The sequence below is a fragment of the Stenotrophomonas sp. GZD-301 genome (genome assembly GCF_049310345.1).
Lineage (GTDB): Bacteria > Pseudomonadota > Gammaproteobacteria > Xanthomonadales > Xanthomonadaceae > Stenotrophomonas.
The window spans coordinates 1-9,443 of record NZ_JBMOWY010000092.1 but is presented as its reverse complement, the minus strand read 5'-3'; the positions used below and the strand labels follow the sequence as shown (position 1 = coordinate 9,443).

At 69.9% G+C, this 9,443-nt stretch carries 10 protein-coding genes; 6 read left to right on the top strand and 4 right to left on the bottom strand.

Annotated elements, in window-relative coordinates:
- Positions 1-60 precede the first annotated feature (60 nt).
- Together ACO6VK_RS20315 and ACO6VK_RS20310 are read right to left on the bottom strand one after the other, a co-directional pair.
- Entirely contained in the window at positions 61-378 is a 318-nt protein-coding gene (locus tag ACO6VK_RS20315; RefSeq protein ID WP_422510304.1) for a DUF3817 domain-containing protein, read from the bottom strand.
- Positions 379-501: 123 nt separating this feature from the next.
- On the bottom strand, positions 502-1,263 hold the full coding sequence (locus ACO6VK_RS20310) for an SDR family NAD(P)-dependent oxidoreductase (protein WP_422510300.1): 762 nt from the start codon (positions 1,261-1,263) through the stop codon (positions 502-504).
- A 99-nt stretch (positions 1,264-1,362) separates the two neighbouring features.
- Here ACO6VK_RS20310 and ACO6VK_RS20305 point away from each other — a divergent pair, with 99 nt between their 5' ends.
- The 5 genes from ACO6VK_RS20305 to ACO6VK_RS20285 all read left to right on the top strand — a co-directional run bounded on the left by ACO6VK_RS20305 (position 1,363) and on the right by ACO6VK_RS20285 (position 7,555).
- Positions 1,363-2,286 (top strand): LysR family transcriptional regulator, encoded by a 924-nt coding sequence (locus ACO6VK_RS20305; protein WP_422510298.1) that lies wholly within the window; start codon positions 1,363-1,365, stop codon positions 2,284-2,286.
- Positions 2,287-2,426: 140 nt separating this feature from the next.
- Positions 2,427-3,203 (top strand): DeoR/GlpR family DNA-binding transcription regulator, encoded by a 777-nt coding sequence (locus tag ACO6VK_RS20300; protein ID WP_422510296.1) that lies wholly within the window; start codon positions 2,427-2,429, stop codon positions 3,201-3,203.
- Positions 3,204-3,245: 42 nt separating this feature from the next.
- Positions 3,246-4,376 carry an MFS transporter gene (locus tag ACO6VK_RS20295; protein WP_422510294.1) on the top strand — a complete coding sequence of 377 codons (1,131 nt, stop codon included), beginning with the start codon at positions 3,246-3,248 and terminating at the stop codon, positions 4,374-4,376.
- Positions 4,377-4,456: 80 nt separating this feature from the next.
- A complete protein-coding gene (locus tag ACO6VK_RS20290) occupies positions 4,457-6,634 on the top strand; it encodes a TonB-dependent receptor family protein (protein ID WP_422510292.1) in 2,178 nt (725 codons plus the stop codon).
- A gap of 96 nt (positions 6,635-6,730) precedes the next feature.
- Positions 6,731-7,555: an isocitrate lyase/PEP mutase family protein gene (locus ACO6VK_RS20285; protein WP_422510290.1), complete on the top strand. Its 825-nt coding sequence runs from the start codon at positions 6,731-6,733 to the stop codon at positions 7,553-7,555.
- Between the two features lie 6 nt (positions 7,556-7,561).
- On the opposite strand, the gene ACO6VK_RS20280 is transcribed toward ACO6VK_RS20285, so the two are convergent.
- Both ACO6VK_RS20280 and ACO6VK_RS20275 read right to left on the bottom strand, forming a co-directional pair.
- Entirely contained in the window at positions 7,562-7,882 is a 321-nt protein-coding gene (locus tag ACO6VK_RS20280) for a DMT family transporter (protein ID WP_422510288.1), read from the bottom strand.
- Positions 7,879-8,250 (bottom strand): DMT family transporter, encoded by a 372-nt coding sequence (locus ACO6VK_RS20275; protein WP_422510286.1) that lies wholly within the window; start codon positions 8,248-8,250, stop codon positions 7,879-7,881. Before ACO6VK_RS20275 ends, ACO6VK_RS20280 begins: the two co-directional genes overlap by 4 nt.
- Positions 8,251-8,420: 170 nt before the next feature.
- On the opposite strand from ACO6VK_RS20275, the gene ACO6VK_RS20270 reads away from it, so the two are divergent.
- A complete protein-coding gene (locus ACO6VK_RS20270) occupies positions 8,421-9,287 on the top strand; it encodes a LysR family transcriptional regulator (RefSeq protein WP_422510302.1) in 867 nt (288 codons plus the stop codon).
- Positions 9,288-9,443 lie beyond the last annotated feature (156 nt).

The window sequence follows — 9,443 nt, the reverse complement described above, 5'->3', positions numbered from 1 at the left end:
GCGCGCCGCGCGCGGGGGTTATCGGCGCCGGAACGGAACGCAGCCGGGCAGAGCCCGGCTCTACGGGCGGCGCTGCGGGGCGGCCAGCAGGCCGCGGCGCTTGAACCACCACTCCAGCGGCAGGGTGACCAGCGGCGGGATGGCGGCGGCCAGCGCCAGCAGTGCGGCCCACCAGGGCCAGCGCAGCTTCACGGCGGCCAGTACGGTGACCACGACGTAGGCCATGAACGCGAACCCGTGCAGCGGGCCGAACAGGCGTACGCCGACCGGGGTCGGATCGGCCGCCTGATACTTGAAGTACATGCCGATCAACAGGCCCGCCCAGGTCAGGGCCTCAATGAAGGCAACGGTGGCGAACACACGGCCCATCGGGTGCATCGGAGGTTTCGCGTTCACGTCTTACTCGGCGTCGCAGTCATCGGAACCGGCCATGATAGCGGCTTGGTGCGAATGCGACCCGTTTGCGGGCGTGCGACACGCTGCCGCACGCCCGCCGCACCCTCACACGAACATGCCGCCCGACGCTTCGACACGTTGCGCGTTGATCCAGCCGGTGCTGGGCGACAACAGCATGGCAGCGACCGGGCCGATGTCGTCCGGCTGCCCGGCGCGGCCAAGTGCGGTGATTGAAGCAACCATCGCATTGGTCTGTGCGTTGTCGCGCACGTGGCCCCCGCCGAAATCGGTCTCGATCGCGCCGGGCGCCAGCGTGTTGGCACTGATGCCCCGCTCGCCCAGTTCCTTGGCCAGATAACGGGTGAACACCTCCACCCCGCCCTTCATCATGGCGTAGGCCGAGCTGCCCGGCAGCGAGAAGCGCGCCAGCCCACTGGAGACGTTGAGGATGCGGCCACCATCGGCAATCAGCGGCAACAGCGCCTGGGTGAGGAAGTACGGCCCTTTCAGATGGACCGCCACCAGATGGTCGAACTGGTCCGGCGTGGTGTCGGCGATGGGCGCGTAAAGCCCTTCGCCCGCATTGTTGAGCAGGCCCTGCAGATGGGTCGCGCCCCAGCCCTGCAGGGTGTCGCGCACTTGCCCGGCGAAGTCGCCGAAGCCGGCGCTGTTGGCCATGTCCAGCGGCAGCGCCGCCGCGCGACGGCCCAGTGCCTCGATATCCGCCACCACCTGGTGCGCGGCATCGGCCTGGTTGCGGTAGGTCAGGATCACATCGGCGCCGTCGGCGGCCAGGGCCAGTGCGGCATTGCGCCCGAGGCCACGACTGCCGCCGGTCACCAGCACGATTCGGTTCTGAACGCTCATCTCACTCTCCTGCGTGGGTAGAGGTGCAGCGTATTGGTGTTGCCAGGCTGGATAAATCGCGCGATCCTGATTTGACTGTCCAACCAGAGCGAACAATCCGTGGATCGTCTCGACCAGCTCCGCAGCTTCCTGCGGGTCGCCGAACTGGGCTCGTTCACCGGCGCGGCCGACACGCTCGGCCTGCCCAAGGCGTCGGTGTCGCTCGCGGTGCAGCGGCTGGAGGCCGAGGTCGGTGTGCAGCTGCTGCACCGGACCACCCGCCGCGTCCAGCTCACCGCCGACGGTGCCCGTTTCCAGCAGCGCGCCCGTGACCTGCTCGATGACATGGAAGAGCTGCAGGGCATGTTCCGCCGCGAGACCGGCCAGTTGAAGGGCCGGCTGCGGGTGGACATGTCCAGCGGCCTGGCGCGGCAGCTGGTGATTCCGCACCTCCCCGGCTTCCTGACCCGGCACCCCGGCATCGAAATCGAACTGAGCGGCACCGACCGCCGCGTGGATCTGGTCCGCGAAGGCTTTGACTGCGTGGTCCGGGTGGGCCCGCTGGACGACAACACGCTGGTCGCCCGGCCGCTGGGGTGGATGCACATCGTCAACTGCGCCAGCCCAGCCTACCTGGCCGCCCGGGGCGTGCCGCGTGACCTGGCCGACCTGCCCGATCACGCCCTGATCCACTATGTCGGCACGCTGGGACAGCGCTCGCCGGGCTTCGAATACCACGATGGGCAGCGCTACCGGACCGTGCCGATGCGCGGTGCGGTAACGGTCAACAGCGGCGAGGGCTACAGCGCGGCAGCCCTGGCCGGGCTGGGCATCATCCAGGTGCCCCGGCTTGGCGCGCGCGAGGCGCTTGCGTCCGGGGCCTTGGTGGAAGTGCTCCCGCAGTGCGTGGCCGAGCCGATGCCGGTGACCCTGCTGTACGCACAGCGGCGCCACCTCCCGCGCCGGGTGGCAGCCTTCATGGACTGGATGGCGGCACTGGTGCAGCCCGAGCTGGCGCGTGATGCGCCACAGACCGGCGCGTGATTTCGCACAAACGTGCACGATAATGCATGTTCGTACGCACAATGCGCTAGACTGTGCACACACCGCCGGCAGATCGTGCCTGATGGTGCCCGTTTGCCGCAGGCAAGCCACCCTCCACCGCCCTGCCCGAGTGCCCGACCATGCTCCCCGACGCCCTGCCTGGCGAACGCCAACAGACCATCCTCCGCCAGCTCCACGCGCAGGGCCGCGTGTTCTCCGCCCAGCTCGCCACCCAGCTGGGGGTATCCGAGGATTCGATCCGCCGCGACCTGCGTGATCTGGCCAGCCAGGGCCTGTGCCGCAAGGTCTATGGTGGCGCGCTGCCGGCCACCCCGGACTTTCCGCCCTTGGCTGCCCGCCACGAACAGCGCCGCGAGCAGAAGCTGGCGCTGGCCCGGGTCGCCGCCGCGCAGGTGCTGCCGGGTGAGCTGGTGCTGCTCGACGCCGGGTCCACCAACAGCGCCATTGCCGCCTGCCTGCCGCAGCAACAGGGCCTGCGCGTGGTCACCAATGCGCCGGACATCGCGCTGGCGCTGATCGCACGCGGCGGTATCGAGGTCACTCTGATTGGCGGCCGCGTGGACCCGCGCATCGGCGCCGCGGTCGGCGCGCAGGCGCTGGAAGCAATCGCCGCGCTGCGGGTGGACGTGTGCTTCATCGGCACCTGCGCCGTCGATGCCGACGCTGGCATCTGGGCGGTGGATGGCGAAGAGGCCGCCCTCAAGCGCGCCCTGCTGTCGGCCAGCAGCCGGTGCGTCGTGGTGGCCACCACCGACAAGCTCGGCGCCCAGGCCGCGCACCGCATCGGCAGCGTCGAACAGATCGATCTGCTGGTGCTCGACGCCGACGCGCCGCTGGCCCAGGTGGAGGCGTTCACCCGTCGCGGCGTGGACATCCTGCGCGCGTCCCACGATTGATCCGCCGTGTCGATTCCCGTTCTCCCGCCTGCCGGAACCCCCATGCCTGTCCCCACCCCCCGCACCGAACAGCACGCTACCCGTGCTGCGTTCTTCCTGCCCGGCTTCGCCACCGCCGCCTGGGCGCCGCTGGTCCCCTTCGCCAAGGCCCGTACCGGGCTGGATGACGCCAGCCTGGGCGTGGTGCTGCTCTGCCTGGGCGCCGGATCACTGCTGTCGATGCCGCTGGCCGGGGTGTTCGCGGCGCGCCACGGCTGCCGCGCCGTGATGGTCGCCACGCTGCTGCTGGTGATCGCCAGCCTGCCCCTGCTGGCCATCGCCCCCTCGCCGTGGACGCTGGGTCTGGCGCTGTTCGTTTTCGGCGCCGGCGTGGGCGCCTGCGACTGCACGATGAACATCCAGGCGGTGATGGTCGAGCGCGACAGCGGCCGGCCGATGATGTCCGGCTTCCACGCGTTCTACAGCATCGGCGGCGCGGTCGGCGCGGCGGCGATGACCACCCTGCTCGCCCTGCACCTGCCGCCGTGGCTGGTGTGCCTGCTGGCGGCGGCCGCGATGGCCGCACTGCTGGCCGTGGCCGTGCCATTCTGGCGCCGTGACAAGGCGCCGTCCGGCGCACCGGTGTTCGCGGTACCGCACGGCGTGGTCCTGGGTATCGGCATCCTGTGCTTCGTCGCCTTTCTCGCCGAAGGCGCGATGCTGGACTGGAGCGCGGTGTTCCTGCATGAGGTACAGCAGGTGGCGCCGTCGCGTGCCGGGCTGGGCTTCATGACCTTCGCCATCGCGATGACCGTCACCCGCCTGGTCGGCGACGGCGTCGTGGCACGCCTGGGCCGCCATCGCGCGATCCTGCTCGGCAGCCTGGTCGCGGCGGCCGGTTTCGCGCTGGCCACCTTCGCCACCGCGCTGCCGCTGGCATTGTGCGGTTACGCCCTGATCGGGCTCGGCTGCGCCAACATCGTCCCGGCGCTGTTCTCGATGGCCGGCAACCAGAAGGTGATGCCGGAAAGTCTGGCCATCCCCGCCATCACGACGCTGGGCTACGCCGGGGTGCTGGCCGGCCCTGCCCTGATCGGTTTCGTGGCCCATGCCAGCAGCCTGGTGGCGGCATTCTGCGCGGTCGCGGTGGCGCTGGTGGTGATCGGTCTTGTTTCGCGGTGGGTGCGCGCCTGAACGGCGGGCGCGATGCGCATGATTCCCATTTGGAGTAGCATCCGCCGGCTTCGCGCCCCGCCTGTCCAGACCTGTCGTCCATGCCGCTGCCCCTGTTCTCCCTGCGTCGTTCGTCGCTCGCCGCCGCCCTGATCACCGCCCTTGCCACCCTGCCCACCGGCGCCAGCGCCCAGAGCGCCCCGGCAACGCCGACCGAACTGGATGCGGTCAAGGTCACCGGCAACTGGCTGGACAACCCCACCGAAGCCAAGCTGCTCGACCATCCGGGCGCGCGCAGCATCGTCGAGTCCCGGCGCATCGCCGAAAGCGGCTCCACCAGCGTGCGCGACGTGCTGCGCCAGATCCCCGGCGTGCAGGTGCAGGAGAGCAACGGCACCGGCGGCAGCGACGTGTCGCTCAACGTGGGCGTGCGCGGCCTGACCTCACGGCTGTCGCCGCGTTCCTACGTGCTGATGGACGGCGTGCCGATGTCCTACGCGCCCTATGGCCAGCCGCAGCTGTCGCTGGCGCCGGTGGCGCTGGGCAACCTGGAATCGGTGGACGTGGTGCGCGGCGCCGGCTCTGTGCGTTACGGACCACAGAACGTGGGAGGCATCATCAATTTCGTCACCCGCGCCATCCCCACCGACTTCGCCGGCACGCTCGGTTTCAGTTCGGAGATGTACGGCCGCAGCGGCAACACGAAAACCGTGCCGAGCCTGTTCCTGGGCGGCACCACCGACGGCGGCCTGGGCATGGCGCTGCTGTACTCGGGCACCCACGGCGATGGCTGGCGGTCCAGCAACGATGCGACCGACATCGACGATGTGATCCTCAAGGCCGCCTACGGCCTGGGCAACGCGGGCGATCTGGCGCTGTCGCTGCACCACTTCGAGGGCAGCGGGCGCATGCCCGGCGGGCTGACCACCGCCGAATACGCCGCCGACCCGTTCCAGTCCACGCGTCCCTACGACGTGTTCAGCGGCCGCCGCAGCGACGGCTCGCTCAAGTACAGCTTCACCGATGGACGCAACAGCGTTGAGGTGCTGGGCTACTACGTGGACTCGTTCCGCGGCAGCTACATCGAGCAGGACGGCAGTGGCGCGAGCGCCGGCCGGCGCCGTCTCACCGCCGCGCCGCGCAGCTACCACTACCTCGGCGTGGAGCCGCGCTACTCGCGGCTGTTCACCACCGGCACGGTGGTGCAGGAGGTCAGCGTCGGCTACCGCTACCTGAAGGAAGCCAGCAGCGAGGTCGCCTCACGCACCGGCTACTACCGTCCCGGCGCCGCCGTGGCCGGGTTCGACCTGCCGCTGCTGCCGTACCAGACCAGCCGCGGCGGGACCACGGCCAATGCCTTCTACATCGACGACCGCATCGACATCGGCAAGTGGACGATCACGCCGGGCGTGCGCGTGGAAGATATCCGCACGTTCAACCACATCACCAACCTGGCCACCAACGGCAGCGTCACCAGCCTGCTCGAACCGCGCATCGAGTCGCGCGAGACCCTGCCCACGCTGTCGGTGCTGTACCGCCTCAACGATGCCTGGTCGCTGTTCGCCAATGGCGGCAAGTCGTTCGGCCCGCAGCAGTACAGCCAGCTGGCCTCCACCACCGAAGGCCTGCACCCGGAATCGGCCACCACCTACGAGCTGGGCACGCACTTCAACGGCAGTGCACTGAGCGGCGAGTTCACCCTGTTCAACGTGGACTTCGACAAGGAGCTGCAGCTGGCCCGCTCGATCGTCGGCGAAGGCATGTGGACCGACCTCGGCGCGACCCGCCATCGCGGCGCCGAATCGGCGCTGCGCTACGACATGGGCCACCTCAGTGAGGTGCTGGCCGGCCTGCAGCTGTCCATGACCTATACCTGGACCGACGCGACCGCCCGTGCCGGCGTGTTTGCCGGCCGGGACCTGCCGCTGTACTCGCGCAACGTGGGGTCGTTCGGCGCGCGCTACGCGGTCGACCGCTGGACCTTCAACGCCGATCTGTTCGCCCAGTCCGGCCAGCGCTCGCCCGGCACGCCGGCGGCAGACGCCACGTATGTCACCGAGGAAGACGCCACCGGCCGCCTCGGCGACATCCCCGGCTATGCCACCGTGGCGGTGCGCGCCGGCTACGACTTCGGCCCGGAGCTGCACGACCTGACGCTCGCGATCGGCGTCAAGAACCTGCTCGACCGCCGTTACTACACGCGCTCCACCGACAACAACGGCGGCAAGTTCGTCGGTCAGCCGCGCACCGTGTACCTGCAGGGCACGCTCGCGTTCTGAGGGGCCTGCGCTGCGCGGCCGTGGCATCGCGCAGCGCAGCACGGCCGTGGCCTCCGCTGGCGCTACCATCGGACCACTGCTTACCGGATGCGCACCATGACGGCACTCTCCTTCGATCCGCGCCCGCGCCGCGCGGCCTTCCGCGCGTTGCATGAGCACGGCTGCTTCGTCCTGTCCAATCCGTGGGACGTGGGCAGTGCGCGCTACCTGCACAACCTCGGCTTTCCGGCGCTGGCCAGCACCAGCTCGGGGGTCGCGTGGAGCCAGGGGAAGGCCGATGGACAGCTGTCACTGGAGGCCACGCTGGAGCACCTGCACACGTTGGCAGCGGCCACGCCGCTGCCGGTGAACGCGGACTTCGGCGACGGCTTCGGCAGCCTCGATCAGGTCGGCGGCAACGTGGCGCGCGCCATCGCCACCGGGGTGGCCGGCATTTCCATCGAGGATGCCGCGCCGGACCCGGCGCATCCGCTGCGCACGCTGGATGAAGCGGTGGCACGGGTGCGCGCGGCGCGCGATGCCATCGACGCGTCCGGTGAAGACGTGCTGCTGGTCGGCCGCGCCGAGAACTTCTTCGTCGGCCGCCCCGATCTGGACGATGCCATCACCCGCCTGCGCGCCTATGCCGCGGCCGGTGCGGACTGCCTGTATGCCCCCGGCATCACCACTCCCGAGCAGATCCATGCCGTGGTGGCCGCAGTGGCGCCGCGGCCGGTCAACCTGCTGGTGGGCAGCGCGCTGCCCTTCACCCTGCAGGACATTGCCGGCATGGGTGTGCGCCGGGTCAGCGTGGGCGGTGCGATGGCGCGGACTGCCTGGGGCGGGATGATGCGGGCGTCGCAGCTGCTGAGGGACGAAGGCCGCTTCAACGGGTTCGCCGATGCGGCGTCCGGTGCCGTGCTGAACCAGCTGTTCCGCTGAGCCGGATCAGTGGCTGGACAGCACCACCACGGCGCCGGTGACCAGGGCAATGCCCACCCAGCCGATCGGCCGCAGGCGGTTGCCGAACAGCACCCGGCCGCACACGGCGGTGCCGATCACGCCGATGGCGCCCCACATGGCGTAGGCCGTGGCCAGGTCCAGCGTCTTGACCGCCTGGCCGAGCAGCGCGAACGCCACCCAGACCAGCACGATGGCGCCGATGCCCCAGCCCGGCTTACGGAAGCCATCGGACTTGGCGACCATCATGTTGGCGGCGATATCGATCAGCGCCGAGCACAGCACGAACAGGAAGGCAGTGAGGTTCATGACCCGTGCTCCTCGCCCAGCGTGACGCAGACGATGCCGATGGCCGCCATCGCCAGGCCGATCGCCTGCTGCAGCGACAGGCTGTCCTTGAACACCAGGATGCCCACCAGGGTCAACAGGGTCAGGCCCAGACCTTCCCACACCGCATAGGCCACGCCGACCGCGATGCCGCGCACCGACAGCGCCAGGAAGTAGTACGACACGGCCAGCGCGGCCGCCATCACGCCGTAGCCGAGGTAGCCGCCATGACGCGCGGCATGGGCCATGAACGAGGTGCCGACCACTTCGGCGATGATCGCCACGACCAGACAGGCCCACGCGATCAGACCGCTACGGGCACGGGAGGGGGAATGCACCTGTGTGTGCATGGAAAGCTCCTTGATTGCGGCCGGCCGCGCCCGCTGACGGCGGGGTGCCGGGGCACGGGCCACGCGGGCCGGTGCGATGAAAGAGGCGATGGCGCCCGGATGAGGTGCCCATTATCATCGGCGTTTCCATCAGACCAAAGATGGTATCCATCGAAAAAGGCGATACCTCGATGCGCTACAGCCCCGAATCCCTGCATGCCTTCGTCGAAGCGGCCGCGTTGGGCTCGTTTTCCGCCGCGGCGCGCCGCCTGAAGAAGACCCAGTCCACGGTCAGCACCGCCATCGCCACGCTGGAGGCGGACCTCGGGCTGACCCTGTTCGACCGCAGCGGCCGCTACCCGGTGCTGACCGACGACGGGCGCAAGGTGCTCGGCCACGTGCAGGAAGTCCTTGCCGCCGCCGACCGCCTGGAACAGCTCAGCATCCGTCTGGCCGACGTGGTGGAGCCGCGCCTGAGCCTGGTGTTCTCCGACATCTACCAGATCGATCCCGCGCACCACCTGCTGCAGCGCTTCGAGCAGCGGTTTCCGGACATCGAGCTGGAATGGCTGGATGCCGAAGGCGAGGACGTGCTGGACGCGGTACAGCGCGGCCGCGCCCACCTTGGGTTGCTGCCACAGCAGACCACCTATCCTTCCGACCTGGCGGTGCGCGCGGTGCCGCTGCGCGCCGAGATGGCCGTATTCGTCGCCCGCGACCATGCGCTGGCACAGCGCCCTGGCATCGACGAGGCGCACCTGGCCGGCCACCGGCAGATCTGCCTGAGCGGCAATGAACGGCGCAACGGCCAGGCGCGCGGCCGGACCTGGGCTGCGTCGGATTACCTGATGGTGCTGGAGATGGCCGAAGACGGCTTCGGCTGGGCCGAACTGCCGCGTGCGCTGGTGGCCCGCTACGGGCGCGGCCAGCTGCGCGAACTCGCCCTGCCCGGCTGGCCGCGGCTGGTGGCCTGCGATGCAGTGTGGTCCAAGGACGCGCCGCTGGGGCCGGCGGCGCTGTGGCTGCTGGACCAGTTCCTGGCCGCACGCGAGGTGTGACCGGGCAATGCAGGCGCGTGGATCGAACCAACGGTGATGCCTGGATGCCTGCAGCGCGTCGACGGTGATGCCTGGATGCCGGGGTCGCGCCAACGGTAGTGCCGGCCGCTGGCCGGCTCGTCATGACCCCATCCGGAGGTGCGGGGAGCCGGCCAG

Excerpts from the sequence above, each read along its gene's own strand:
- ACO6VK_RS20310 (WP_422510300.1), bottom strand. The coding sequence starts at position 1,263 with ATGAGCGTTCAGAACCGAATCGTGCTGGTGACCGGCGGCAGTCGTGGC.
- ACO6VK_RS20315 (WP_422510304.1), bottom strand. The coding sequence starts at position 378 with ATGCACCCGATGGGCCGTGTGTTCGCCACCGTTGCCTTCATTGAGGCC.
- ACO6VK_RS20275 (WP_422510286.1), bottom strand. The coding sequence starts at position 8,250 with ATGCACACACAGGTGCATTCCCCCTCCCGTGCCCGTAGCGGTCTGATC.
- ACO6VK_RS20295 (WP_422510294.1), top strand. The coding sequence starts at position 3,246 with ATGCCTGTCCCCACCCCCCGCACCGAACAGCACGCTACCCGTGCTGCG.
- ACO6VK_RS20290 (WP_422510292.1), top strand. The coding sequence starts at position 4,457 with ATGCCGCTGCCCCTGTTCTCCCTGCGTCGTTCGTCGCTCGCCGCCGCC.
- ACO6VK_RS20300 (WP_422510296.1), top strand. The coding sequence starts at position 2,427 with ATGCTCCCCGACGCCCTGCCTGGCGAACGCCAACAGACCATCCTCCGC.
- ACO6VK_RS20280 (WP_422510288.1), bottom strand. The coding sequence starts at position 7,882 with ATGAACCTCACTGCCTTCCTGTTCGTGCTGTGCTCGGCGCTGATCGAT.
- ACO6VK_RS20270 (WP_422510302.1), top strand. The coding sequence starts at position 8,421 with ATGCGCTACAGCCCCGAATCCCTGCATGCCTTCGTCGAAGCGGCCGCG.
- ACO6VK_RS20285 (WP_422510290.1), top strand. The coding sequence starts at position 6,731 with ATGACGGCACTCTCCTTCGATCCGCGCCCGCGCCGCGCGGCCTTCCGC.